This window comes from Pedobacter yulinensis (assembly GCF_003029735.1).
GTDB classification, from domain to species: Bacteria; Bacteroidota; Bacteroidia; order Sphingobacteriales; family Sphingobacteriaceae; genus Pedobacter; species Pedobacter yulinensis.
In genome coordinates, this window is the sequence record NZ_KZ686269.1 from 313,208 (window position 1) to 338,553 (window position 25,346).

The window sequence follows — 25,346 nt, forward strand, 5'->3', positions numbered from 1 at the left end:
ATGAAAGTTATATCTAAAGTGACCGCCGGCTTACTGCTGGCTATTTCCGGAAACACTTTTGCGCAGCAGAACTATGCCATTATTCCACAGGGAGCAACCGAGGCTGAGATTGTCCGTACTGCTGCACGGATCACGCCTTCTCCACGGCAGTTGAAATGGCAAAAACTGGAACTGACCGCATTCTTTCATTTCGGAGTCAACACGTTTACCAACAGGGAATGGGGAACGGGAAAAGAAAGCCCTGAAATTTTTAATCCAAGCCAGCTTGACGCCGACCAATGGGTGCGGATTGCCAGGGCGGCAGGCATCAGGCAGGTTATTCTTACAGCCAAACACCACGATGGGTTTTGCCTCTGGCCAACCAAAACAACAGCCCACTCGGTTAAAAGCAGCCCCTGGAAAGCGGGCAATGGCGATGTGGTCCGGGAAGTGGCCGAAGCATGCAAAAAATACAACATGGGCTTTGGCATTTACCTCTCCCCATGGGACATGAACGCAGCCGTTTACGGCACCCCCGCCTACAACGATCTTTTTATAGACCAGCTGACCGAGTTGCTGACCGGTTATGGCAAGGTAGATGAGGTCTGGTTTGACGGCGCGAACGGGGAAGGCCCCAACGGTAAAAAACAAGAATATGATTTTGACCGCTGGTATGCGCACATCAGGAAACTGCAGCCACAGGCCACCATTGCTGTCATGGGGCCCGACGTTCGCTGGGTAGGTACAGAAACGGGCTACGGCCGCGATACCGAATGGAGTGTGTTGCCGGCGAACAACTTGTCGCAGGACCTGATTTCGGCAGATTCGCAAAAAGAAATGAACACCAAACCGTCTGGTTTCATCAAGGGAAAAGACATTGGCAGCCGGGACAAGCTTATTGGCGCGAAAGGCCTGGTGTGGTATCCGGCCGAAACGGATGTCTCAATCCGCCCGGGCTGGTTTTACCATCCCGCCGAAGACAGTAAGGTCAAGTCGCCCGAAAAACTGCTGGACATTTACTACAATTCGGTAGGTAAAAACGGGGTGCTGTTGCTCAACATCCCGCCAGACACCCGGGGACTGATCAGCAAAAGCGATGAAGCCTCTTTGCTGGAATGGGCGCGGCTGCGCACGGCAACTTTTAAAACGAATCTGGCTGCCGGTGCCAAGATCAGCTCGCCAAATGGAAAAAACACAAAGGCCCTGCTCGACAGTCGTTATTCCACATATTGGACGACCGCCGGAACCGACACGGCGGCGGTGCTCGACTTTAAACTGCCTGTTGCCCGTACTTTTGATGTGGTGATGATGCAGGAAAATATAGCCGTGGGGCAGCGGATTGAAAAGTTTGCAGTGCACTATCTTGATAAAGGGAAATGGACAGAACTCACCAGCGGCACAACGGTTGGGTACAAACGGCTGCTCACCTTTGCGCCGGTTACCACAGACCGCGTCAGGATCAGCATTCTTTCTTCCAGGCTTAACCCAACGTTAGCAGCGTTCGGCCTGTTTAAGCAGGCGAAATAACATGCCCTCCTGTACACACAGCTGATTTGGAAATATGCCGAAATAGGCAGACCTTGTTTACAGAATTCAGGAAAAAAGTGCGGCGCTGCACCCGATGTATTGAGGTGCAGCGCATTAGAAACTGTCAAAAATGAAAATCACTTATGAAAAAGGTAACAGGGCTGGGCGGCGTATTCTTTAAATGCAGCGATCCGAAAGCCATGAATGACTGGTATGCAAGGAACCTCGGTATTCCCGTCGGGCCATACGGTGCGACTTTCGAATGGCGGGATGCCGCGAACCCCGGGCAAACAGGAAGCACTGCCTGGGCGACGTTTCCGCAGGATACAGCGTATTTTGATCCTTCGTCAAAACCCTTTATGATCAATTACCGGGTCGATGACCTGACCGCCCTGGTCGAAGAACTGAAAAAAGACCAGGTAGCCATCGTCGACGAAATTACCAGCTATGAGTATGGCAAGTTCATCCACGTGCTCGATCCCGAGGGCAACATCATCGAACTCTGGGAACCGGCCGGCGAGAATGCGGAAGACGCAACAGGTTGATCCGGCCGGAGCCGGCCGGAAAACGTTTGCCTGCAGCTCAAGCCCTAAATTCGGATTCGTCGTGGTAACAAAAACCAAGCACCGGACTGTGCAGCTATCCGACTGCGTAACTGTTGCAGCGTATGTCATTGGATATGCCGCGCATATCCGCCGGTGTTCTGCAGTTCACAAAATCAAGATTCTGACAACGGCGCGAAGCCGCTTGTCGGGTTGGGTGTGGCAATTTTCACCGGTTCTACTTACGTCCCTCAGGCAATTTTTGCAAGGGAAGCCTCAAGACATGAGTCCCTTGATCCGGTCGCATGCCAGAAGGGTCCCCGGACGCGTGTCCTCTCATTCTGAACAGGTTGAACAGCGTAATTAATTGATACGTAGCCTGGTATTAACTAGATTTATATCCGGCAACCCGGCCTTTCTCCGGTAAAGTCTAAACCGCATGAAAAAAAACAGTCTCATCGCTGTCCTCGCACTCTTCATCTGCTGCCGCATGGGCTTGGCTCAGGGAACAGGACAAGCAGAGGAAAACCGCGAAGCAAAAAAGATCATTGCCGATCTCGATTCTATTGTGGCCCCTGGAGGCGTACAGGAAAAGTACCAGCTCAGCCTTGGCAACATGAGGCAGTGGATTTATGTGCGCGGCCAGGACCGGGAAAATCCAATCGTCTTGTTTGTTCATGGCGGACCTGCTTCGCCGATGTCGCCATTGGCCTGGAGCTTTCAGCGACCCATGGAAGAGTACTTTACTTTTGTGAACTATGACCAGCGCGCGAGCGGAAAAACCTATGCAGCTAACGATACGGCCGGGCTGGGCAGTTCCCTGACCATTGAACGCTATGCCGATGATGCAATTGAGCTGGCAGGGCATCTTCTTAAAAAATACGGCAAGCGTAAACTGATCCTGATCGGCCACAGCTGGGGTACCATTGTGGGTATGAAAGCAGCGTTAAAACGTCCGGACCTTTTTTATGCCTATGTTGGCATCGGGCAGGTGATCAACACCATGGACAATGAGCGCCTGAGTTTTCAGTACGGACTGCAGCAGGCAAAAAAACACCAGAACAAGAAGGCCATTGATGCGCTTAACTCGATTGCACCATACCCCGGCAACCAGCCGGTAACACGCGAACGCATCATTATTGCCAGAACCTGGCCGCAGTATTACGGCGGTTTGTCTGCCTACCGCAATGACTCATTCTTTTTTTTCAATTTGCCGCTGCTTTCGCCCGATTATACCGCTGAAGACGTGAACGCGATCGGCGCCGGAAGTTTATACACCCTGGACCGGGTGATGCCCGAATTCCTGAGGGTTGATTTTAAGCCCGTTAAAAGATTTCCCATACCTGTGTTTATGTTTATGGGCCGGCACGACTATACAACTCCATCGCAACCGCCGGCGGCATGGCTTGATCAGGTTGCTGCACCGAAGAAAAAAGCAATATGGTTTGAACGATCGGCGCACCTGATACCGTTGGAAGAGCCCGGAAAACTATTGATCTCGCTGGTCAGCGAAGTCAGGCCACTTGCATTGAAATAAGTGAAGAACCAGAATCTTTACGTTTTGCCCAAGCATGCGGGCACGGCAACCGGCCCAAGGACAATCAAAAGATGTGCATTCAGATGACATCCGGCGCGGCACTAAAAAAATAACCAGGTGCAAGACCTGGTTATTAACCACATAAACTAAAGCGAACCGGATACCGGCGTAAGGGCTGGCTCCCGCAGCCCGTAGATCGTTTAACGGGATGTTACCGACCCATCTGGGTTAAGCGATTTATCCCGTTTAACCGATCCGTTGGCGACATGAAATACATAGTCTTTCGGATCAGGATTTTCGATGATTTTGCTGAGGTCGATCTGAATGTTAAATGTACGGTCGGTGCCGCAGGTCTCAGTGGCGCGGTTGTGCACCACTAGCTTAACCTGTGCCGGATAACTCAGCAGGATGTGTCCGTCCCAAACCACTTCAAAGTCAGCCGCATTGCAGCCTCCTTTTACGGCAATGTTTAGCAGGTTACCCTCCCGCTGAATGTCGGTGAGGTCGAAAGTACCACCGGACTCTGTTCTTGATCCGGTTAGTTTTGAGTACTTTTTTTGGCTTTTGAGCAGGTTTTCACTAAGCTGCACCTCCTGTTCGTCCAGGGGTTTTTTGCAGGAATAAGCAAATGACAGTGCGCATAGGGCAAAGACAAGCAGCAGCCGGCCGGCAATTTTCACTTTACGTGACGGCGGGAAAGAGATGATGGTATTCATAATGGTCTGAGGTTGAATGGTTAAACTAATAACCCATACGAGCAGACCAGGCATAACGCTACACTGGCAGTCATCGTGATCAAACCAGCAGCAACCTGCTGCCTGAGCCGATATAGGTTACCGCATTGAGCATGGCCCGGGAGCGGTTTCCAGCTGATAAGACCCGGTGGATAATACGTGTCTTATTGTGTCAGATACTGCTTTATGTGCCCGTATATCATTATTTCGATTCTTTTATTACCAAGCGTCGCTGTTTTGTTTATGTTTGTGCCGCAAAAGCTGGGGCAAGGCACGGGCTGAAGCAGCAGCTGTTCACCCTACATAACGGGTGGAGCAAAGCAGCCATTATGCCTGCTAGATGGGGAAATAGAAGCGCCACGAGGGATAGTGTGCTTTATTTATTTCATGAGATTTGATCATGCCGGCGACTGGCAGCAGCCGGGAGGGGATGCCAGACGGGAATCTGGTTGACGCAGGTTTGCAATTATCAGTGAATATTCCATTTCGGAATAAACAAGACAATATTATTAGTATTTTAGGGGTGCGTTGAAAAGACGATAACCAGTGTTTATGAATAAACAGGAATTCATCCATTCAATTTAACAGAACGGCAGTGATTGAATACATGAATATGATCAAAGATTCGCCTTTTGCCATGTACACATGTGACGGCGATGGCAGGATCACTTTTTATAACGTAGCGGCGGCAGAACTCTGGGGCCGCGAGCCCGATCCGGACAAAGATTTCTGGAGCGGGGCGCTGAAGATGTATGACAGTGCGGGACGTGAAATAGCTGCTGGCGGAACGGCGGTATTGCCGACGATACAATCGGGCATTGCGAGCGATTCTGAGCACATATCGATCGCGCGTCCTGACGGGCAGGTAAGGCACCTGAAAATGTATATCCGGCCACTGCCGGGCCAGGCGGGAGAAACGCCGGGAGCCTTCATCACCTTGCTTGATGTTACAGAGAATTACGATTATGACCGCCGCAATGCACTGCTTTCGGCCATCGTCGAATCATCAGACGACGCCATTATCAGCAAAGATCTGGATGGTACCATTCGCAGCTGGAACCATGGTGCAGAGCGCGTTTTCGGTTATACGGAACAGGAAGCAGTCGGTAAATCAATTACCATGCTGATTCCCAGAAACCGGCTGACTGAAGAAGACCAGATCTTATCGAGCATCAGGAAAGGTGAAAAGATAGATCACTTCGAAACGCAGCGCGTCCGGCGTGACGGACAGCAGATTCCGATTTCGCTAACGGTTTCGCCGATCAAAAACCGGCGGGGCGAAATTGTCGGCGCTTCGAAAGTGGCGCGCGATATCAGTGACAGGCAAGATGCCGCTTCAAAACAAGCCATGCTGGCGGCAATTGTCGAATCTTCTGACGATGCCATCATCAGCAAAAGATTGGATGGCACGATAACCAGCTGGAATGCAGGGGCCCAACGCATTTTTGGTTATTCAGAAGCCGAAACGGTAGGCAAATCCATCACCATACTGATTCCCGAGTCAAGGCTTCATGAAGAAGAACACATTATAGACAACATCAAGAACGGCAGGCGGGTAGACCATTTCCAGACCATCCGTCTTCATAAAGCGGGCTATGAAATTCCGATTTCACTGACCGTTTCACCTATAAGAGACCTGAAAGGCCAGATCATCGGCGCTTCGAAAGTAGCACGCGACGTAACCGAGCAGGTACGGTCGCAGGATTTGCTGAAGAGATATGCAGAGAACATGGAAATGCTGAATTCAATCGGCAAGAGTATATCAGAAAAGCTCGATATCCAGACGATCTTACAGCGTGTAACCGATGCGACGAAAAAAATAACCGGCGCAACCTTCGGCGCTTTTCTGTATAATACGATGAATGAGGAAGGCGAGTCGCTTTCACTGTATGCGTTATCAGGTACAGCCGCTGCGCCTGGCCCGGTACTGGCTGCCGCCGACAAGGCTTTCTTTCAGCAAATGTTCAGCGAGCCGGTGAGCGTGCGCCTTGACAATCTTGGCAGTCACCCTGAGTACAGCAGGCAGATGCCGGAACTGGCCTTTGCGGGCATGGAGCTGAAACCGGCCAGTTTGTTAACTGTCCCGGTGGTGTCCGGATCAGGTCAGCTGATCGGTGGATTAATTTTTGGTCATCCTGAGCCCGCCGTTTTCACGGCCGATCATGAAGACATAGTCGGCAGCATCGCTTCCCAGGCCGCAGTAGCCATTGAAAGATCGAGACTGTTTGAAGAACTGCAGCTACTCAGTGAAAAAAAGGATGAATTCGTTGCCCTGGCCAGTCATGAACTTAAAACACCCCTCACTTCCATTAAAGGTTACCTGCAGGTACTGGCCCGGAATCATGCCGGGCAGGCCGACTCCCTGTTCCTGAACAAATGTCTTAGCCAGGTTGAAAAGCTAAACTCGCTCATTGCCGATATGCTTGATATGTCTAAGATCGAAGCTGGCAAACTGGTCTTTAACCTGGAAGAACTGGATATTCGCGCCCTGCTGGCCGATGTGATCGATACGTTCAGACACACGAGCCAGTCGCATGAAATCATAGCTAGTATCCCCGACGGACCGGTCGTTATTCAAGCCGACCGGCAACGGATGGAGCAGGCCCTGGTTAATCTTGTGGGCAATGCAATCAAGTATTCACCAAATGCCCAAAGTATTCGGGTGATGCTGGAAGAAAATGCTGAACAGGTTGCGTTTCACATTGAAGACCAGGGTATCGGTCTTTCTCCTGATGAACAAAAGAAGATTTTTTCGCGGTTTTATCGTTCAGAACAGGCTACCCGTTTCAGCGGACTTGGATTAGGGCTGTACCTGACTAAACAGATCATTGACCGGCACCATGGGGAGCTGACCGTGCGGAGCGAACAAGGCAAGGGATCAGTATTCTCATTCAGCCTCCCAAGAGAACAGCCGGTGGCTCTGCCTGTCACCGAATGGGGTGCAGACCTGAACGACCGGCTGTTGGCTGGCAGCCATTAAGGGCCATCATGTCGGCATGCGCGGCGCGATTTTAGGTTAAGTAAGTCGCGCCGAACACGCGTTATGGCCTTTAAAGCCGCAGTTTGACGCCGCCATTCACCACAAAACCATCGACAGGAGCATAGATATCCCTGAACACTGGATTGGTCAGACTGCCGGTATAAATGCTGTCAAACCGGGTCTGACTGGTATTGGTGAAATTCTCAAAATTGATAAATACCGAACATCTCTCCCATAACTTTTCTACCATAAAACCGGTGGTCCAGTAGCTACGGCCAGTGGCGCCGTCATTTAGCTGCTGTCTGCTAAAATAATAGGCTTCAGCGCCTATTTTCCACTCGTCTTCTATTTCATACATCAGCACATTGTTTAGCCGGTGCCGCGAAACCAGCGGATATGCCGTATTCACAGCACCCTGATGGTAACTCACATCTGCAAGCGTGTAGCCTACAAAAAGTTTGAAATCGCCAAACGTAACCTTTGCATTGGTTTCCAGCCCCCGGGTATCCATATGTGCGTCCGGCTGTACATAGTTGAGATTCCCGCCCGGTGCCGAAACGAGCATGATCGGCCGATCTATCCGCGTGTAGAAGAACATTTGGTTAAGGCTCAGGCCTACAGCGTCATCGAACAACACTGTCTGATAATTGATATCGTAGTTGGCACCGTAAGAACGTTCGGCCTCAGTTGCCGAAACATCAATGGGCAATACATTTCTGAATTGGATGCGTTCGGCGTCTTCGGTAAATACGGTTGGCGCTTTATACCCGAAACCACCGCCCAGACGGGTTGAAAAGTGTTTGTTTATTTTCCACAAGGCTGAAAGCCGTGGCAGGAAGAAAAAACCGTACGCGTTGTGATAATCGCCGCGAATGCCTGATTCTACGTTCACGGCCTCAGACAGGTTCCAGGTGTTTTGCGCAAAGACGCCGAACGTTTTAAAATCGTAACTTCTCAGGGCGGCATTTCCATGCGGGTCTTCCCGGAAATTTTCGGTAACAAAGTTCAGCCCGCCTGCCCAGTCTGCTTTCCGCCCATTGCGGTTGTAACTGGCCTCGCTGAAAGATGAGACCTGCTGGCCGGAAAAACTGTAATCGCGCAAACCGATGCTGCGGTCGTAATAACCAACCGAGTTTTTGAACACCAGTTTCTCAGCATCGCTTGTCCGGTGTTCAAGTTCGACCTGGCTGTTGTACCGCCCGGTTTTGTTTTCCTCGAAATAGGCGGGACCGGTTGTCGCTTTACCCTTCACATAGTCGGGGTTGCCCCCGAGTCTCTTTTCGGTCATTGCCGTAATGCCCGCCGAGAGTGCTGTCTTGTCGCCCAGCGTCAGGAACACCCGCGGATTGAGCGTGAACCGGTCAAATTTTGGGATTGCCGTAAAACCGGTGTTGAATGGGTCATAGGCACTGCCTTTGTTGTAGGCGCCGTAGACGGTGAGACCGGCTTTACCTGGTTTATGTGCATAGAAGACGCTTGCATCCAGGCCAAGTGCTGATGTGCCGTTTAAAAGAAAGTTAAGCTGCCGCGTTGTGGTAGGTTTTTTCGATACGAGGTTAACCAGGCCGGCAATGGCCCCACCACCGTAGAGTGTGGATGAAGAACCTTTAACGACCTCTACCTGCTGAAGATCCAGCGGCGCAATCTGCAGCAGACCAAGGCCGCCCGAAAAACCGGAATACAGCGGGAAGCCATCGCGGATGATCTGGGTGTATCTGCCGTCCAGCCCCTGAATGCGAATACTGGCATTGGCGCTGGTAGCCGAAGTCTGCTGCGTCTGGATTCCGGTACTTTCGGCAAGTACCATGCGGATATCGCCGGGTTTCATGTTCGCTTTTTCGTCCAGTTCTTCACCGGCAATAACCTCTACCCGGGTGGGAATGTTGCTGATGGTGCGGCTGCTGCGGGTCGTTGATACAACCACCTCTTCCAGCTCCTCGCCTGTTTCGGCAGGCTCCAGAAGTACCTCGATAGTGACGTCGTTTTCCAGCGGAAACAGCAGGCTGTCTGTGCGGGTTGTGTAGCCAATGTGGCTGTGGCGAACCGCCTGTTTTCCTGGCAGGATTCCGTCGAGGACAACCAGGCCTGTATGGTCAGATTTCGCGGTCTTGTTTTGTTCCGGGACCGCTACGGTTACGCCGCTAAGCGGCTCGTGGGTTTTGGCGTCTTTGACGACCGCCTTATATGTATGCTGGGCAAGGGCAGCTGAAGATAACAACAGCAACACCAGGGCCCCTATAAAATTTTTCATTTGAATGGATCAAGGGTAATTTCAATAAATGGGGTCTGAAGAGACCGATACTGAACTTAACCAAGTTGCGGCGGCTGCCAGATCGACATGGGAACGAGTGGAAGATTTGGGGTCACATAGGCCGTGCGGTGGTTTACGGCAAGAGGCAACCTGAACACATCTGCGCTTTGTTGTGCCGTTGTGGCAAGCCCCGCGCCGCTGCAGCAGACATAAAACGGGGAACAAGTGCTGCAGCAATCGCCGCCCAGTTCGTTACAGCCTTTGCTTTTCATGACAACTGTTTCATGCAGATCTCCTTCAGGCACATCGGGCACGCAGCAGGGCGTCACCGTAAGGGCTAAGACAAAAAAGGCCAGAAGCAGCGAGAACAGTTTCACGCAGTAAAAATATAAATTTTCGGACAAGCTGCGCTGTTTGCTGTCAAATCTCTTGCGGGGGAACCTACCCGTCGCAGCCTCAGGTGCCGACCCCCAGCATTTTGCGCAGGGTGTTGGCGTTGTCGATCGCATAGGTATGCACGTCATTGTTAAAAAATACCCATACATCATGCCCGGACTGCCGCCATTCGCGTATCCGCGCCGCAAAATCTGCCAATTCTTTGCTGCTGTAAGAAGAATCGTATAACTTACCCGGTCCGTGCAGCCGCAGGTAGACATCTCTTGCGGTAATTTCCTCGTGGTAAGGAAACTGGCTGGACTGGGCAATGACCAGCGTAACACCGTATTGCTTCATCAGGCCGATACTCTGGGGCGTAAACCAGGTGGGGTGCCTGACCTCTATGGCGAAGCGGTAAGCCGAATAAGTTCGGGAAAGTACCTTATAAAAATTCTCAGCGACCTCTTCATGAAAAGCCAGGTTGGCCGGCAGTTGCACCAATATAGGCCCCATGAAAGCAATCATTGAATCAAATACGCTAAAAAATCGTTCAAATGTGATCTCAGGATCGTGAAGTTTTTTCAGGTGAGAGGTAAAACGGTTGGCCTTGGCGCAGACCTTGAATCCCTCGGGGAAGCGGCTCATCCAGTTTTCAATGGTCTCTGCACTTGGCAGGCGGTAGAAACTGCCGTTCAGTTCGACTGCATTGTAGTGCCTGAGGTAAAAGTCCAGTTGTTTTGAGGCCGGTAGTTTTTCAGGATAAAAAGTACCCTTCCAATGTTTGTAACTCCAGCCCGAAGTGCCAATATAAAGTTCTCCCTGATCCATGTTGTTCACGGTGTTTTGGTCTGGCGATCTGAAGCCATGTTACCTGCGGTTACCACACATCCTTGTTGCTCATTTTTAACATTTCGGTAATGTAAAGGCCGAGCTCGTCGTTCCGGTCTCCGCTGGCCAGGCGTTCGTCCAGGTTTCTGGTCCAGTCGGCTATTGCCGCATCGACCGTTTCGCCCGAACCCACCACACCAGTCTCAAGATCGGGGCCGAGCAGGCAACGGTAACCATCCTGGTCTTTGAAAACCAGCGGCTGCAGCTCCCGGACCTTCCCGGAAATTCCGGCGGCCTGAAAATCAACCGTCACTTTCATGTCTTCGGGAACATTCATCTGTTTCATAGTAGTCAATTTTCATCGTGGAACAGTTCTCCCGGCAATCTTGTTTAAAGATTTCCGGGACTTCTGCACGACATGTCGTTGCCGTACCCGAACCTTTTTAAAGATGTTCGCCCGGGTCCCAGAATACCTGGTCAAAGCGTTGCACCTGGTCTTCGAGAACAACAATGCCCTCTGCTTCCAGCCGTTCCTGCATTTCGCTTGGCGAGCCGTAGTGTTGTTTACCCGTTAACAGTCCGTTGCGGTTTACAACACGGTGAACGGGAATGGATAGCCTGGGGTCGTGGGCCATGATCAGCGCGGTACCGACGAGTCTGGATGAACGTGCAGCGCCAAGCGCCCTGGCGATGGCGCCATAGGTGCTTACCCGCCCGGCAGGGATACATTGAACCACAGCGTACACCTGGTCAAAAAAATCAGCCTGTTTTTGTTTCATAACTTATGCTGTACCCGTTCAGAAAGCAATTTACCGGCTTAGCCTGGCTGGGGCAGGAACCCAGCCCGTTTCCTGGTTTTTGTTTGAGATCAGGATATAACCTTTGTAGGTTCCCAGTACATCCGCACGCTCGCCGGGTTCCAGGCGGAAACGTACGGCTGCGGTACGCAGCGGAAGATCAAATACTTCATGGCCCGCGGTTTCTGCTGTGAATTTTCGCAGCGGAGCACTTGCAGACCTAAGCCGGCCGGCCGAAATATATCCTGAGCTGCCGTCAGGAAGCGTTACCCTGTACCGGTCTTCGCTCGCCGCTTCGGCCAGTACAATGGTACCTGCCGGCAGGCGCACCAGCGTGTCCGGGCCGGCGGTAGTGGTCAGTGCTGCCGAAACTTCGCTCTGTGTACGCATGCGGGTATTCAATGGCTGGAGCGCCGCACGCAGCGGTGGCAGGGGCGTAACCTGCGGATCGATAAACGGTAGCGGGTTCACTGCGCCGCCTGATGCGTAAATGCCAAAATGCAGGTGGGGCGGCGTGGTGCGTGCGTTTCCGGTATTGCCGACCAGGCCCAGGGTATCCCCGGGCTGGACACGCTGCCCGGTTTTGGCAAGCTGCTCGTCAAGGTGGGCGTAATAGAGGGTGTATTCCTTTCCGTCTGGCCTTAACCAGACCACACGGCCGCCCAGGTTGTTCTCATTTACACGAACCACCGTGCCTGAGGCGCTTGCGATGGCCGGTGTGCGGAAGGCCGCAAATATATCCACACCTTCGTGTTTACGGGTGTTGGCGTCGCGACCGGCACCGAAATAACTGCCAATGTTTTTGCGGCTGGCTCCTTGCACGGGGAAGGCCAGCGACGGACCGGTTCCGATTTCGACAGTATAGGCGCCGCCCTGCAGCAATTCGGGCTGCAGGCGCAGCAGGTACATGTTGACCGCATCTGCGTCGAAAGTGAACGGATTATTCAGTGTGTCGGCATAGGCCAGGAGTTTCGGCTCACGGCCGGGCCTGATTTCCCAGAGGTCTGCATAGATGCGAAATGGCGAAGCAGCTTTACTGTCGATGCTGATGGTCAGTTTCTGGCCCTGGCTTACCGAAAAACGGTACGATGCAGCCACAACGCGGTCTGCCGGAAAATAGCCCGACTCCCTGAACGGAACCCTGACCGCAATGGGGGCTGCAAGGCTTTTCTCTGCTGTGCTGAGCCATTGCGCGCCCATGGCCGTGCGGTCAAGACCGGCATTAATCAGCATGCCGCGGTATTGATCGTGCGGGGAACGTGCCGAAAATAATCCGGGCATCCTGGATTTACATCCGTTCAAAATGAGCGTGAGCAGGAGCAGGGCAGAAAGGACCAGGTATTTTATTTTGTTCATTTATTGGTGTTTGTAAGCATAACACGCTGCCCTAACGTGATGTTTGCGACGACTTAGCCTGGCTCCGGATAAAAATTGCCCGCCCAGTGTCCGGGCAGTGCGGGCTAAGCCCGCTGGCAACGAAAGCGAACGGCCCGGTTACAGGTGGGCGGCCAAACGTAGGCACCACGTCAGCCTTGGCTGCGGCACGCATTTGTATCAGCTATTGTCAATAAACTATTAAAAGCCAATAATTTATGCGGGTAAATTTGAATAACCCGGTCTTAACCAGCCGGTTTATTGACAAACCAAATACATAAAACCATGAGAAAAAACAGAAACCTGCCCGCGCTGCTGGCGCTCCTGCTGTGCTTTTCAGCCTGTAAAAAACAGCCTGTTCCGCAAAAGGAATCCCCGGACAGACAAAAACCTTCGCCCGCCGCTAATGTACAGGCAGTCGGAGCCGTGAGTATTTCCGGCAACAAATTTTACGTGAATGGCAAACAGATCTTTTTCAACGGGATTAACACTGCCTGGCAAAAGCAGAGCGATTACAGTCTAGATTTCCTGGACCGGAACTATGATCCCAACTGGTGGAACGCGGAGTTTGCGCGTTACAACCAAAACCGCATCAACCTGGCCAGGATTTGGATACATGGTTCGGGTGCTTACAGTCCGGGGATCGATGCAAACGGTTATACCCTGAGCCCGAGCGCCCGTTTTCTTACCGATATGGACGGCCTGGTACAAAAGGCCAAAGACTGGAATATTTACATCATGCCAACGTTCTGGTCTTTCGATATGGCCAAGGGCAGCAAAGCGACGCAGTTCCGCAACATCATTACAGACGTCAACAAAACCAATGCTTACATCAACAACTGGCTGATCCCGATCGTAAAACGCTACAATGCTGTTCCCAACATTATGGGTTACGACCTCTGCAATGAGCCCGAACACATTTGGCGCGATGCAGATTGCGGCCGCCTGGACCGCAACAAGGTTATCCGCTTCCTGGCCATGTGCGCAGCCGCTATTCACAAAAATTCCTCCAAGCCGGTAACCGTTGGCTCAATGTGGATCTGTTTTAACAGCGACCGCTACATCGGTTACAATACCTATACGGGCGACAACCGGTACACCGGTAACAATTACAGCAATGCTTCGCTGCAGGCCCAGTTCAATGACCCGCAGGCCTACCTCGATTTCTGGTCTCCGCACTGGTATGCCTGGCAGAGCAGCAGCGGTCCGTTTGCAACAACGATCGGTTACTGGCTGGACAATGGCAACAGACCGGCTTTGATCGGCGAGACCTATGGCGGCAATGTAACCAGCTCGACGCCAAACAACAGCGGCAACTATAACATCACCATGGAGAACTACTACAAGCAATCATACTGGAACGGTTATGCGGGGGTATGTGCCTGGAAAAACCCCTGGGAAAATGACGGCTACGGTACTTTTAATGGCATTGCTGCCGGTACGAATGCATTTCATGCTGCCTATCCTGCATTGGTTTATCCATAAAATGCTGCGAATGAAGTGCCCGGCCCGCCAGCAGGCCGGGGCTTTTTTTAAACCGGTTATTGTTAAAAAAATATTATCAAGGCAGTCTCATGCCGGATATCTTTGACGCCGGTGGCCGCAGGCCACATCTGAACAACACAATGGAATTGACTAAACAAGAGATCAGCAGGGAATTTCAAGCCATTCTGCATTACTGGAAACTTCGCATGACAGACCCCGCGGGTGGTTTTTATGGGCGCATTGATGCAAATGAGCAGGTAGATCCCGAAGCAGATAAAGGCGTGGTACTGAACGCGCGCATTCTCTGGACCTTTGCCGCGGCATACAACCACGGTGTACGGGAAGAAGACCTGAACATGGCCCTCCGCGCCGCCGACTACATCCATGCCTGTTTTAACGACACCCGGTATGGCGGGGTGTTCTGGTCGGTAACGGCCGGGGGTAAACCCGCCGATACCAAAAAACAGGTGTATGCCCAGGCCTTCACCATTTACGGGCTGGCAGAATGTTACCGTGCAGCGGGCCGAGCGCAGGACCTTGAGCTGGCCATAGCGCTGTTCCGCCTGCTGGAGAAACACAGCTTTGATCCGCTGAACAGTGGTTATCTCGAAGCATTTTTACGTGATTGGGGCGAGCTGGCAGACCTGCGGCTCAGCGAAAAAGACGCAAACGAAAAAAAGACAATGAACACGCACCTCCATGTGCTGGAGGCCTATACCGTTCTTTATCAGGTCTGGCCAGACCCTGAGCTGAAACAGCAGCTGCTTGGCTTGTTAACGGTTTTTTTAACCCGGATCTATGACCCGCAGACCCGGCATTTACGCCTTTTCATGGACGAGAACTGGGTCAGTAAACTAGCCGTGGTCTCTTATGGCCACGACATTGAAGCCAGTTGGCTGTTGCTGGAAGCAGCGGCAGCGGTCAACGACGAGGAGATTACAAGGACGGTCCGGGCGCTGGCGCTTGATTTGGCCGGGGGTGCCCTGGAGGGGCTTGCCGGAGACGGTGCCATGATCTATGAATACGATCCCGCTTCGGGCCACAGCAATACCGAACGCCACTGGTGGGTGCAGGCAGAAGCAATGGTTGGGTTTCTAACCGCGGCCAGGTTAACAAACGATGCAACGTTCAGCCTGGCAGTGCAGCGGCTATGGGACTATATACAGCTACGAATCATTGACCCGGTAAACGGCGAGTGGTTTTGGGGCCGCAAGGCAGACGGCTCGCTGATGGAAGGGGAAGACAAGGCCGGCTTTTGGAAATGTCCCTACCATAATGGGCGTGCCTGCATCGAGCTACTGAAACGGTTGTAGTGGAAAAGAGAGGAGAAACCGGCAGCTGCATCTGGCGCAGCTGCCGGTTTTTTGTTAATGGACAGCGACTGCGTTTGCCCCGATCAGTTCGTTAATGGCCTGAACAGATGCTGCCGAAGTAAGGCCGTCTTCAGGCGTGTTGAGGACATAGTCGACCAACTGCTGTACACTTGTTTCCGCCACATGCATGCGCGTATCAGACGAAGCATAGTAAACCAGCACCCGGTCTCCGTCCTGGATCCATCCATTCGAGAAGACCACATTTGAAACGTCGCCGATCCGTTCCTCTCCCTCCGGGGCAATGAAATAACCGGCAGGTTTGTGGATAATGCGACTCAGGTCGTCCAGGGCAGTCATAAACAGGTAGAGCGTATAGCGCAGACCGGCTGCTGTATTGCGAACGCCATGCGCCAGGTGCAGCCAGCCGTGAGCGGTTTTGATGGGAGCGGGGCCCAGTCCGTTTTTCGCTTCATAAACGGTATGGTAGATCTTCCTGTCCAGGATCACTTCATTTGTAATTACCGCCTGTTCCATATTTGCGCACAGGCCAAAACCGATCCCGCCGCCATTGCCTGCTTCGATGAAACCATCTTGCGGACGGGTGTAAAACGCATACTGGCCATTTACGAACTCCGGATGCAGTACCACATTACGCTGCTGAGGCGAAGGTGTCTTGAGGTCGGGCAGGCGCTCCCACTTGCAGAGGTCGCGCGTGCGTACAATGCCGCATTGGGCTATGGCTGCGGTCTGGTCGCCCTCGGGTGCCCCAGGGTCGCGGCGTTCGGTGCAAAACAGCCCGTAGATCCAACCATCCTCATGCGCCACCAGCCGCATGTCGTAAACATTGGTGTCCGGCTCCTCGTTTTCGGCCAGCACAACCGGCTGGTCCCAGAAACGGAAGCGGTCAATACCGTTCGGGCTTTCTGCAACCGCGAAAAAAGATTTGCGGTCTTTGCCTTCAACCCGGGCCACCAGGATGTAACGGCCGTCGAATAGCATGGCGCCTGCGTTAAAAACAGCGTTGATGCCAATGCGTTCCATGAGCCACGGATTGGCTTGTTCATTGAAGTCATATTTCCAGTTCAGCGGAACATGGTCGGCGGTAAGCACCGGATTGCGGTAGCGAAAAAACAGGCCGTTGCCCAAATCTTCTCTTTCATTTGGGCGCTCCAGGAATTCTTCGTGGCGTGCCCGGAGTTTATTGAGTCTTTCTTGAAAATAGCTAGTCATATGTGTAATGGATGAATGAAATTCAGTTAATGCCCTTCTGGGCGATCTCGCGACGATCTGTGAGTTCTTTTGAGAGGTTAATCATATAGGTATCGCTCAGTTTGTAAAAGAGGATAATGCCTACAGACAGCAGCGAGCCTGCGGCAGGGATCAGGCTCATCATATACCGGATACCCGTTTGTGCGGCTGCATCCTGCACGGCGTTGGCCTGAAAGCCGTAGAGTGCTAATATCCAGCCGGTTAAGGCGCCGCCGAGCGTCCAGCCCAGTTTCTGAGACATGGAGGAGGATGAAAAAATGAGCCCGGTTGCTCGCCGGCCGGTCTTCCATTCTGAGTAATCTGCAATGTCGGCATACATGGACCAGAGCAGCGGGAAGATGCTGCCGGCGCAGATGCTGATCAGAACCTGCAGGGAAAAGACCAGGGCAGTCTCGTCGGGGCTGCAGAAGTAAAAAACTATGCTGAGCAGGGTGGCCACGAGCATGGCGCCAATGAAGGTGTTTTTCTTGCCGATGCGGTCTGAAACCGGTTTGGCCAGCACCACGCCCGCAATGTTCGCGGCCTGCCCAAGAACAAGGTACAGTGTGCTGTAACTGAACGGTATGCCGAACAGGGTCATGCCTGCTCCGGGCCCTTCAAAGTAATATTTAAAATAATAGATGGCCGAACCGTCTCGCAGGGAATTAAAGATCAGCGTACAAACGCCGGCGCCGAGCAGGATAAACCAGGGCTTGTTGCCGGCCAGGTCTTTCAGGTCGGCTTTCAGGTTGCCCTGGATGGCCGTAGCGGCGGTGATGCGTTCGCGGGTCCAGGCAAATGTGAGATAAAAGAGCACTACTGCAATGAGGGCATAGACGCTCATGCTCAGTTGCCAGCCCTGTTTCAAGGAAGATGCGTCAGCTTGCCCGCCGCTGAAAAAGCCAACCAGCGATTCCGCACTTCCCAAAACGAGGATACTTCCCGCAAAGGCAAAAACGAAGCGGAAGGTAGACAGCGTTGTACGCTCGCGCGTGTCGGCACTCATCACGCCCATTAAGGAAGCGTAGGGTACATTGATGGCTGAATAGACCATCATCATCAGGGTATAGGTTACATAAGCATACACGATCTTTCCTGTTGTGCTGAATTCAGGAGCTGTAAAGGTGAGTACACCGATCAGTCCGAACGGTACGGCCACCCACAGCAGGTAAGGCCTGAATTTTCCCCAGCGCGTTTGCGTGCGGTCTGAAAGGATACCGATCAGCGGGTCCAGTGCCGTATCCCAGATTCTGGTAATCAGAAACATGGTGCCGACCACGCCGGCGGCGATGCCGAACACATCGGTGTAATAATACAACAGGTAGACTGAAAAAATTTTCCAGAACATGGACGAGGCGAAATCGCCGAAACCATAGCCTATTTTTTCTTTTAAGGAGAGAGGTTGCGTCATGAGGTGTATAAAGTTTTAACTGCTAAGGTCTTCATTTCGGGGCGTTTTACCAGCCGGGCATTTTATCGAGCGTCAGCACCCGGCCGGCGCTGTGCAGCGAGGTGAGCTGTACTGTAGAATTTTGTTCAAAAACGAGTTCGCTCCAGCCCATAAAAAACGTCCATTTGGGCTGTTCGACCAGTTGCTGGGCAGTAGGCAGTTTATCGCATTCGCCGATGGCAATTGGCTTGCCACCCGAGATGCGCAGCATGGCCTGGTACTTGGCCAGGCTGAAACCGCTGCCATCGTAGAAATCGAGGGCGGCGACATCCCAGAATGCAGCACCAGGGTTGTAGTTGTCCAGGTCTGCCGAAAGTGTTGAAAAGTCCTGCATGTCCCAGACCCAGATCAGATTGGTCAGGCCTTTTACGTTTTTCATGTAGTTGTGCGTGTATTGCCAGAGTTTCCGGGTGCCGTTTGCGCCGGGCCTGCCGCCCCACCAGAATTTTCCCTGGTTCATTTCGTGCAGCGGCCGCCACAGCACTTCGACGCCCTGATCTTTCAGAAACTTCAAATAGCCGCTTACCTCGTCCATCATGGATTTCCATTCGGTATTGATGGCCGTACCTTCTGTAAGCAGGTCGTTCCACTCAGCATCTGAAAGGCTGCTCATGACACCCTGGCCATTGTCCCATTCGCAGGGTTGTGACCGGGCCGGATTGCAGGCATGCCACATGAGGTTGATCACGGCACCTTTTTTCCATTGGTTCACAGCCTCGTTGATCATAATCTGGCGGTTGTTAATGTTGTCCTGCTGGAAAAGGAAATCACCGCTCCACAACGCAGGGTATTTGCCGGTAACCGACTTCATTTGTTCGGTAAACCTGGCCGGGCTGCTGTTGGGCTCCCTGTTGTGAATGCCCGATAAAGTTTTACTGCCGGATATGCTGTACAGAAAATTCAGCGTCTTAAAGGGTGTATTCGGCGCCGGTGGCTCGGGTTCTTTCTCTTCGCCTGCACCGCCTGGCTTTTTGCAGGCAGAAAGGCTGGTGGCCAGCAGAACCAGGAGCAGGAGGTTTCGGATCATGGTGTTTATATTAAAGCTTCGGGCAGATCGGCCTGTGCCATGCTACCCGAAGCTGGTGTTATAATTTGTTTAATTTTTCTTCACGTCTATCCAGTAGGTCCTGGGCTTCTTTACAAACTTGTCGAGGTCGCTGTAAATGTTTCCCCAGTCGTCGGTACCGTTCAGCGTAAACTCAAAGGCCTGGTTAACAACAGTCTTTTTAGCGCCATTGCCCAGGTCAGTAGTACCGGCGCCTACAAATTTTCCTGTAGCCGTTTTGCCGTCGCTAAATGTAAAGGTTACCGTATTTGTTACGTAATTCCGGGTCCACTTGCCCTCGCCTTTGGGTATGGTGCGGTAAAAATTATTGACATCGGTCTGGGGCGTGCCGGTAAACAGAAAGTTCGCGTATTTACCGTCGGCGCCTGCCGTGTTGCTGATCGTACCAAAGGTGTTTCCCTCGGCGGTTACGCCGCCGAAAGTAAAGGTAAGCTGGTTGTCAAGTTCGGCCGCCGGGCCATCAGCCGCAGGCCATATCCAGGGTTTATCGGTCATTTTGAGCACCGCGGCACCGTTGTATTCGGGTCCTGTGCCGCCGTAAACCACCAGGTCGGTTACGGCGTAGGTGCCGAGAATGGTTTCGGTAAACGGAATAACCTCAACGGTCCATTCCCGCTGCTGCCCGCTCTCGGCCCTTACGGTGTACCGGGTCTTGTTGCCGTTTGCCGTAAAGTTGACCGGCTCGCCCGACGCCGGACTGATGCTGGCCTTATAAGAGCTTTGAATGGAGGGACGTACATTACTCAGGTCAGTATTGCCCTGCATCAGTACCTTTACCGTAACCGTGCCGGCGCTGCGGTTAATTTCTGCCGGGCCGATCTGGACCAGTCCGTTGCCAAGTGTAAAAGCTTCGATCGATTTTTCGTTGCTTTCCACATCTTTGTACGGATCTTTCTGGCATGCCGCGGTGCCAAGGACCAGCAACAGGATCCAGATATTTTTCAGCATTGCATTTGTTCTCATGGTCAGCTTATTATTTGATTAATGGGTTCGTGTCAATTTCTCTCTGGGGGATGGGGAAAAAGTAAGCCCCGCTGGTAATGGTTTTCCCATACTTCTGCACCAGGATCTTTTCCATGCTGTTGGTACGGCGCAGGTCGAACAGCCGGTTGCCTTCAAAAGCAAGTTCGAGGGCACGTTCTTCAACGACCGCATCGCGGAAGGCCTGTACACCTAGCGAAGGGTTCAGCGGGCCGATGCCCGCACGGCTGCGTACCCGGTTAATGGCCGCATAACCTTCGGTGGTCGGGCCGGCTGCTTCTGCAAAGACGAGGAGGATGTCTGAATACCGCAGTACAGGCGAGTTGGCACTGCTTTTATCGCCCACGCGCAGCGGGTCGATGAATTTTCGCGTAAACGGCCGCGAACTGCTGGTAATATCTAGGTTGTAAGTGGTGCCGGCATTCGTATAGCTGGAAACGATGAGTTCGGTTTTTCGTTTGTCGTTGTTGGCATAAGCGTTATAGATCGCTGCCTCTGTGCGGAAGTGTGCCCAGCCCTGGCCAATATTGATCTGCCTTCCGGCCGGATCGCTGGGGTCGTAGGGGATGGTCATTGGCCGGTCGGCCGGAAGAAACATGTTGGGCAGTTTCGAAAAGTTTCCCTCAACCTCGCCGGTACGGTCTACTGCCGCGTCAAAGATGTGTTCAGAGACCGCCGCCTTCTTGTACACTTCGGTGTCAAAGATCTCTGGCAGCCGGTTGGTGAAAGCATAGGTGCTCTGTCCGTTAACCACCCGCGCGGCAAAGTTTCTGGCCTGGCTATACGCAGCTTCGGCATCGGCAACAAAGGCATAGCCTGGTGCGCCGCTGGCTTTTGCAGAAGCCAGCTGCAGGTAAACTTTGGCAAGCAGCGCATCGACGGCTACCTTGTTTGCACGCCCTTCGCTGATGCGGGGAACCGTGATCAGCTCGCCAGCCCGCGTCAGGTCGGCAAGGATCAGGTCATAAATGTCTTTCAACGGTGCCTTCGCCGCCGGAATCTGGGCAACGTCTGAAATGGTCTCCAGCCTGAGCGGCACTTCGCCGAACATCCTGACCAGATTGAAATAGTGGAGCGCCCGGAGAAAATGCCCCTCACCGACAGCCTGGTTTCGTGCCGTTTCCGGCATGGAGCTGATGTTAGGGACATTGGTAATAACGGCGTTCGCGCGGGCAATTCCCCGGTAAATATAGGTCCAGATGTTATCAAGGTCTGAGTTGTTGGCCGTGGTGCGCAGCTCATCCAGCTCAAAGTTTGATGCGCCTGCGTCGCCCTTCTGGGTCAGATTCTCCGTAGGCAGTTCGGTAATGAGGTAATAACCCCTTGAATAATAGCCTACCTCAGGAAGCACGGAATACGCATAGATAATGGCTGATTCTGCATCTGCCGCCGTTTTATAAAACGAACCGGTATTGGTCAGGCCGTAAGGCTTCTCATCCATTTTGCTGCAGCCGGCAGGAACCAGTATGGCGGCGCAAAGCCAACACGAGAGGAGGGTTTGGTATGTAAGTTTTTTGATGTTCATGACTGTAATAGGTTAAAATCCGACATTGATACCCAACGAAAACGCGCGTGGACGCGGATAACCGCCTGTATTGATGCCCAGCTCGCCAACTTCCGGATCGTACCCGGGGTTGAACCTGGTAAATGTGTACAGGTTGTTCGCTGAAAGAAAAGCACGCAGGCTGTTCAGTCCTTTGATCATTCCGGGCTTAAAATTGTAGCCCAGGGTGATGTTCTGGATGCGTAAGAATGAGCCGTCTGTCAGGAAGAAGTCTGATGCCTTGTAGCCGCGGTTCGCGTTGGCGCGCGGAAAGTCATTGCTTGGGTTATCAGGCGTCCAGCGCAGGATCTGGCGGCTGGGGGTCATCTTGTTAAAGTCCCAAACCTCATTTCCCTGCACGCCATAGAGCTGTGCCGAAAGGTCAAAACCTTTATAACGCAGGTTTGTATTGATGCTGTACAGAAAGTCAGGGTTCGGGTTGCCGATCATCGTGCGGTCATTGGCATCGACGATACCATCGGGCACACCCTGAGGGCCCGAAATATCGAGGTATTTGATTTCGCCGGGCAGGGCCTCTGATCCGGTCAGTCCGGCAGCTACGCCCTCTTCAACGGTCTGGATGATGCCTGCAGAACGGTATCCGTAAAACGCATACATCGGCTGGCCCAGGGTATAGGTGCTGATGCGCTGACGCACAGCTTCATATAGTGTCCCTACTTCGACCCGGTTGCTTTCGCCCATGCTGATCACTTCGTTCCTGTTCAGGGTAAATGTACCGCCGAGGGTCCAGCTGAGGGCCGATCCGCGCAGCACTTCGGCATTGAAACCCAGTTCAAAACCGGTGTTTTTCACTTCACCGTCATTGATCCATTGCTGGTCATAACCGGCAGAAGGCGCGATCGTTTTCAGCCTGAGCAGGTCGTCGGTTTTTTTGATGTAGAAATCTGCCGTCACGGTGAAACGCTGATCCATCAGGCCGATGTCGATACCGGCATCGAACGAACGGGTCGTTTCCCAGCGCAGGCTGTTGTTACCGAGGCCGCCAACCACCGTGCGCCCTTGCTCATCATTGGCGCCGGCAAGCCCTGGCCCGAAACCGGTCTGGAAAGCAGCGCCTGTAAAATAACGGTACGAACCGAAGCGGTCAAGTGTTTGGTAGGGGCTGATGCCCTGGTTGCCGGTCAGGCCATAACTGGCGCGAAGTTTCAATTCTGAGAAAACTTTCATCGACTTGATGAAGTTTTCCTCGTTCAGTTTCCAGGCAATGGCGCCCGAAGGAAAAAAAGCCCATTTGTTGTTGGCACCGAACTTTGTAGATCCGTCGGCACGAGCAGTGGCGGTAAACAGGTATTTATTGAACAACACGTAGTTCAGGCGCCCGTAATAGCTGTTCAGGTCGAACCGGCTCAGCCCGTTCGACAGCGATTTGGTAACCGCGGTTTCCAGGTTCTCGTTCAGCAGGTTGTCATTCACGAATTCTCTGCCAATCAGTGTGCTGGACCGGTTCACTGTTTTCTGAATCGTATTGCCCACAACAAGGTTAAACTGGTGGTCATCGCCAAAATTTTTGGTTGCGGTAAAATAATTTTCGTTCAGCAGGTCCGTGTAGTTGCCGTTATCGATTGACCCGAAACCTTTGTTCTCAAAACCCCTGAACGTCACATCGCGCGGGTCGTACTGGTCGTTGATCGAATTGCCATATTTGGAGCTTAGCTGGCTTCTGAATTGCAGCCAACTTGTAATGCGCGCGTCCGCATACAGCGTACCGAACAAGTCAAAAGATTTACTGCGGCTCAGTACCCGGTTAGCCAGCGAGAGCGGGTTGCCGTAATCGGTGCTGCTCATTCTGAAATAATTGCCGTTTTCGTCGTATGCCGGAAAAATGCGGCTGCGGCCAACGCCAAGTCCGAAACCGGTGTTGTTGGTATAAGCCAGGACTACATTGGTTCCTACGGTGATCACCTTGTTCAGCTGTTGGCTCAGGTTAAGCCGGCCGGTATACTTGTCGAAACCGTTGTTGATCGCAATGCCATCTTCGCTGTAATAATTTCCTGACAGGGCGTATTTGGTTTTCTCTGAACCACCGTCTGCACCAAGTGTATAACTTTGCGAGAACGGGTTCCGGTAAACCAGGTCGACCCAATCCGTGTCATACGGCCAGGGGCCTTTTCCCGGTGCGAGGCCGCGAAGTTCGGCGATAGAAGGGTAGTAGATGGTTCTGCTGCCTTCGCCAAAAGGACGGTTTATGCCGATATAAGGAATATCGGCAGCAATAGCCCCGCCGTTGATCGCCGCTTCGTTGGCATAAATGGCCTCATCGACCGGGTCACGCCAGAGATCAGGTTTGTTAGACAGCGCGGAAAGCGTATTCAGTGAACTGAACGTAATGCGCGACTGCCCTGCTTTTCCTTTTTTGGTGGTCACAAGGATCACGCCGTTAGCGGCCCGGGAACCATAAATGGCTGCAGAAGAGGCGTCTTTCAGAACCTCGATGCTTTCAATGTCTTCAGGGTTGATCTGTTTCAAATTTCCCGCATCGCCAAACGGAAGTCCGTCTACGACCATGAGCGGGTCTTTGGAGCCGTTAAGCGAGCTAGCACCGCGTATGCGGATGGTGGCGCCCGAACCGGGCTGGCCGCCGGAAGTAATGACCTGGACACCGGCAATCTTGCCCTGCAGCAGCTGATCTACCGATGCAGCAGGCGTACGGTTCAGTTCACTGCCTTTAAGGGTCGCTACCGAGCCGGTCAGATCGCTCTTTTTTACCGCGCCGTAACCGACAACGACCACATCGTCCAGGTTTTGATTGTCTGCCTTCATGGAAACATTCAGGCTGGTTTGGGTTGCGCTCACGCCGATTTCGCGGGTTTGCATGCCTACATAGGTAAACACCAGCACCTGGTTGCCCGAAATGCCAATGGAAAAATTGCCATCAGGATCTGTCGAGCTGCGGGTGTTCTCGCCTTTAACGGCAACGACGACGCCCGGAAGGCCGGCGCCGTTCTCGTCGGTTACGTGCCCCCGCACCGTCCTGGTTTGCGCAAATAGCGGACCCGAAGCGGCAAAGAAAAACAGGATACAGGCAAGTACCGTGTACAGAGTTTTGTTCATAAGATTTGCTAATTGAATATTTGGTTGTCGATTTGGTTCGGCTCAAAGATAGCGGCCACGCCTGCGCGCTCCTTAATAGTATTTTAACATTTGCTTATATTTAATTATGTTTTCGGGCTGATTTTCCGGGAACCTGCAGGTTGGTACTATTCTGACGCCGGCAACTGCTGCTGGAGAATTGTGTTCAGGTTTCCGGCCATTTCGGGTTTGTGAGAGAAGCGCTTGTATTTTTTAAAGCTTTTGACAGGGGTTTATAGGCCGGCA

19 protein-coding genes are annotated in these 25,346 nt (G+C 52.6%); 6 read left to right on the forward strand and 13 right to left on the reverse strand.

Annotated elements, in window-relative coordinates; genetic code table 11:
* The 3 genes from C7T94_RS08670 to C7T94_RS08680 all read left to right on the forward strand — a co-directional run bounded on the left by C7T94_RS08670 (nucleotide 1) and on the right by C7T94_RS08680 (nucleotide 3,585).
* Nucleotides 1–1,506 carry an alpha-L-fucosidase gene (locus tag C7T94_RS08670; RefSeq protein ID WP_107214978.1) on the forward strand — a complete coding sequence of 502 codons (1,506 nt, stop codon included), beginning with the start codon at nucleotides 1–3 and terminating at the stop codon, nucleotides 1,504–1,506.
* A 143-nt stretch (nucleotides 1,507–1,649) separates the two neighbouring features.
* The gene (locus C7T94_RS08675; protein WP_107214979.1) at nucleotides 1,650–2,051 is read left to right on the forward strand and encodes a VOC family protein; all 402 of its coding nucleotides are present in this window, start codon (nucleotides 1,650–1,652) and stop codon (nucleotides 2,049–2,051) included.
* A gap of 436 nt (nucleotides 2,052–2,487) precedes the next feature.
* Nucleotides 2,488–3,585 (forward strand): alpha/beta hydrolase, encoded by a 1,098-nt coding sequence (locus C7T94_RS08680; protein WP_107214980.1) that lies wholly within the window; start codon nucleotides 2,488–2,490, stop codon nucleotides 3,583–3,585.
* Nucleotides 3,586–3,785: 200 nt separating this feature from the next.
* On the opposite strand, the gene C7T94_RS08685 is transcribed toward C7T94_RS08680, so the two are convergent.
* Nucleotides 3,786–4,301, reverse strand: a complete 516-nt coding sequence (locus C7T94_RS08685) for a hypothetical protein (protein WP_162618621.1) — start codon at nucleotides 4,299–4,301, stop codon at nucleotides 3,786–3,788.
* A gap of 625 nt (nucleotides 4,302–4,926) precedes the next feature.
* Between C7T94_RS08685 and C7T94_RS08690 the strand changes: the two genes are divergently transcribed.
* The gene (locus C7T94_RS08690) at nucleotides 4,927–7,299 is read left to right on the forward strand and encodes a sensor histidine kinase (protein WP_107214982.1); all 2,373 of its coding nucleotides are present in this window, start codon (nucleotides 4,927–4,929) and stop codon (nucleotides 7,297–7,299) included.
* 70 nt (nucleotides 7,300–7,369) lie between these two features.
* On the opposite strand, the gene C7T94_RS08695 is transcribed toward C7T94_RS08690, so the two are convergent.
* The 6 genes from C7T94_RS08695 to C7T94_RS08720 all read right to left on the reverse strand — a co-directional run bounded on the left by C7T94_RS08695 (nucleotide 7,370) and on the right by C7T94_RS08720 (nucleotide 12,906).
* On the reverse strand, nucleotides 7,370–9,550 hold the full coding sequence (locus tag C7T94_RS08695; RefSeq protein WP_107214983.1) for a TonB-dependent receptor: 2,181 nt from the start codon (nucleotides 9,548–9,550) through the stop codon (nucleotides 7,370–7,372).
* Between the two features lie 56 nt (nucleotides 9,551–9,606).
* Complete coding sequence (locus C7T94_RS08700; RefSeq protein ID WP_107214984.1) at nucleotides 9,607–9,954, reverse strand: hypothetical protein; 348 nt, start codon at nucleotides 9,952–9,954, stop codon at nucleotides 9,607–9,609.
* A gap of 52 nt (nucleotides 9,955–10,006) precedes the next feature.
* Entirely contained in the window at nucleotides 10,007–10,753 is a 747-nt protein-coding gene (locus C7T94_RS08705) for a DUF72 domain-containing protein (RefSeq protein WP_107214985.1), read from the reverse strand.
* Between the two features lie 49 nt (nucleotides 10,754–10,802).
* The gene (locus tag C7T94_RS08710) at nucleotides 10,803–11,099 is read right to left on the reverse strand and encodes a hypothetical protein (RefSeq protein ID WP_107214986.1); all 297 of its coding nucleotides are present in this window, start codon (nucleotides 11,097–11,099) and stop codon (nucleotides 10,803–10,805) included.
* A gap of 97 nt (nucleotides 11,100–11,196) precedes the next feature.
* A complete protein-coding gene (locus C7T94_RS08715) occupies nucleotides 11,197–11,532 on the reverse strand; it encodes an MGMT family protein (RefSeq protein WP_107214987.1) in 336 nt (111 codons plus the stop codon).
* 30 nt (nucleotides 11,533–11,562) lie between these two features.
* Nucleotides 11,563–12,906: a M23 family metallopeptidase gene (locus tag C7T94_RS08720; protein ID WP_107214988.1), complete on the reverse strand. Its 1,344-nt coding sequence runs from the start codon at nucleotides 12,904–12,906 to the stop codon at nucleotides 11,563–11,565.
* A 303-nt stretch (nucleotides 12,907–13,209) separates the two neighbouring features.
* On the opposite strand from C7T94_RS08720, the gene C7T94_RS08725 reads away from it, so the two are divergent.
* Nucleotides 13,210–14,409, forward strand: coding sequence for a glycoside hydrolase 5 family protein (locus C7T94_RS08725; protein WP_107214989.1), 1,200 nt, complete (start codon nucleotides 13,210–13,212; stop codon nucleotides 14,407–14,409).
* A gap of 89 nt (nucleotides 14,410–14,498) precedes the next feature.
* Nucleotides 14,499–15,722 (forward strand): AGE family epimerase/isomerase, encoded by a 1,224-nt coding sequence (locus C7T94_RS08730; RefSeq protein ID WP_239494962.1) that lies wholly within the window; start codon nucleotides 14,499–14,501, stop codon nucleotides 15,720–15,722.
* Nucleotides 15,723–15,776: 54 nt separating this feature from the next.
* Here C7T94_RS08730 and C7T94_RS08735 read toward each other — a convergent pair whose 3' ends face one another.
* The 6 genes from C7T94_RS08735 to C7T94_RS08760 all read right to left on the reverse strand — a co-directional run bounded on the left by C7T94_RS08735 (nucleotide 15,777) and on the right by C7T94_RS08760 (nucleotide 25,082).
* Nucleotides 15,777–16,952: a glycoside hydrolase family 130 protein gene (locus C7T94_RS08735; protein WP_107214990.1), complete on the reverse strand. Its 1,176-nt coding sequence runs from the start codon at nucleotides 16,950–16,952 to the stop codon at nucleotides 15,777–15,779.
* A gap of 22 nt (nucleotides 16,953–16,974) precedes the next feature.
* Entirely contained in the window at nucleotides 16,975–18,381 is a 1,407-nt protein-coding gene (locus tag C7T94_RS08740) for an MFS transporter (RefSeq protein ID WP_107214991.1), read from the reverse strand.
* Between the two features lie 46 nt (nucleotides 18,382–18,427).
* The gene (locus tag C7T94_RS08745; protein WP_107214992.1) at nucleotides 18,428–19,447 is read right to left on the reverse strand and encodes a glycoside hydrolase family 26 protein; all 1,020 of its coding nucleotides are present in this window, start codon (nucleotides 19,445–19,447) and stop codon (nucleotides 18,428–18,430) included.
* Between the two features lie 69 nt (nucleotides 19,448–19,516).
* Nucleotides 19,517–20,449: a hypothetical protein gene (locus tag C7T94_RS08750; RefSeq protein WP_204353251.1), complete on the reverse strand. Its 933-nt coding sequence runs from the start codon at nucleotides 20,447–20,449 to the stop codon at nucleotides 19,517–19,519.
* A 10-nt stretch (nucleotides 20,450–20,459) separates the two neighbouring features.
* Nucleotides 20,460–21,992 (reverse strand): RagB/SusD family nutrient uptake outer membrane protein, encoded by a 1,533-nt coding sequence (locus C7T94_RS08755; RefSeq protein WP_107214993.1) that lies wholly within the window; start codon nucleotides 21,990–21,992, stop codon nucleotides 20,460–20,462.
* Between the two features lie 12 nt (nucleotides 21,993–22,004).
* Complete coding sequence (locus C7T94_RS08760; RefSeq protein WP_107214994.1) at nucleotides 22,005–25,082, reverse strand: SusC/RagA family TonB-linked outer membrane protein; 3,078 nt, start codon at nucleotides 25,080–25,082, stop codon at nucleotides 22,005–22,007.
* Between the last annotated feature and the right edge of the window lie 264 nt (nucleotides 25,083–25,346).

Excerpts from the sequence above, each read along its gene's own strand:
- C7T94_RS08670 (WP_107214978.1), top strand. The coding sequence starts at position 1 with ATGAAAGTTATATCTAAAGTGACCGCCGGCTTACTGCTGGCTATTTCC.
- C7T94_RS08675 (WP_107214979.1), top strand. The coding sequence starts at position 1,650 with ATGAAAAAGGTAACAGGGCTGGGCGGCGTATTCTTTAAATGCAGCGAT.
- C7T94_RS08680 (WP_107214980.1), top strand. The coding sequence starts at position 2,488 with ATGAAAAAAAACAGTCTCATCGCTGTCCTCGCACTCTTCATCTGCTGC.
- C7T94_RS08685 (WP_162618621.1), bottom strand. The coding sequence starts at position 4,301 with ATGAATACCATCATCTCTTTCCCGCCGTCACGTAAAGTGAAAATTGCC.
- C7T94_RS08690 (WP_107214982.1), top strand. The coding sequence starts at position 4,927 with ATGAATATGATCAAAGATTCGCCTTTTGCCATGTACACATGTGACGGC.
- C7T94_RS08695 (WP_107214983.1), bottom strand. The coding sequence starts at position 9,550 with ATGAAAAATTTTATAGGGGCCCTGGTGTTGCTGTTGTTATCTTCAGCT.
- C7T94_RS08705 (WP_107214985.1), bottom strand. The coding sequence starts at position 10,753 with ATGGATCAGGGAGAACTTTATATTGGCACTTCGGGCTGGAGTTACAAA.
- C7T94_RS08710 (WP_107214986.1), bottom strand. The coding sequence starts at position 11,099 with ATGAAACAGATGAATGTTCCCGAAGACATGAAAGTGACGGTTGATTTT.
- C7T94_RS08715 (WP_107214987.1), bottom strand. The coding sequence starts at position 11,532 with ATGAAACAAAAACAGGCTGATTTTTTTGACCAGGTGTACGCTGTGGTT.
- C7T94_RS08720 (WP_107214988.1), bottom strand. The coding sequence starts at position 12,906 with ATGAACAAAATAAAATACCTGGTCCTTTCTGCCCTGCTCCTGCTCACG.
- C7T94_RS08725 (WP_107214989.1), top strand. The coding sequence starts at position 13,210 with ATGAGAAAAAACAGAAACCTGCCCGCGCTGCTGGCGCTCCTGCTGTGC.
- C7T94_RS08730 (WP_239494962.1), top strand. The coding sequence starts at position 14,499 with ATGCCGGATATCTTTGACGCCGGTGGCCGCAGGCCACATCTGAACAAC.
- C7T94_RS08735 (WP_107214990.1), bottom strand. The coding sequence starts at position 16,952 with ATGACTAGCTATTTTCAAGAAAGACTCAATAAACTCCGGGCACGCCAC.
- C7T94_RS08740 (WP_107214991.1), bottom strand. The coding sequence starts at position 18,381 with ATGACGCAACCTCTCTCCTTAAAAGAAAAAATAGGCTATGGTTTCGGC.
- C7T94_RS08745 (WP_107214992.1), bottom strand. The coding sequence starts at position 19,447 with ATGATCCGAAACCTCCTGCTCCTGGTTCTGCTGGCCACCAGCCTTTCT.
- C7T94_RS08750 (WP_204353251.1), bottom strand. The coding sequence starts at position 20,449 with ATGAGAACAAATGCAATGCTGAAAAATATCTGGATCCTGTTGCTGGTC.
- C7T94_RS08755 (WP_107214993.1), bottom strand. The coding sequence starts at position 21,992 with ATGAACATCAAAAAACTTACATACCAAACCCTCCTCTCGTGTTGGCTT.
- C7T94_RS08760 (WP_107214994.1), bottom strand. The coding sequence starts at position 25,082 with ATGAACAAAACTCTGTACACGGTACTTGCCTGTATCCTGTTTTTCTTT.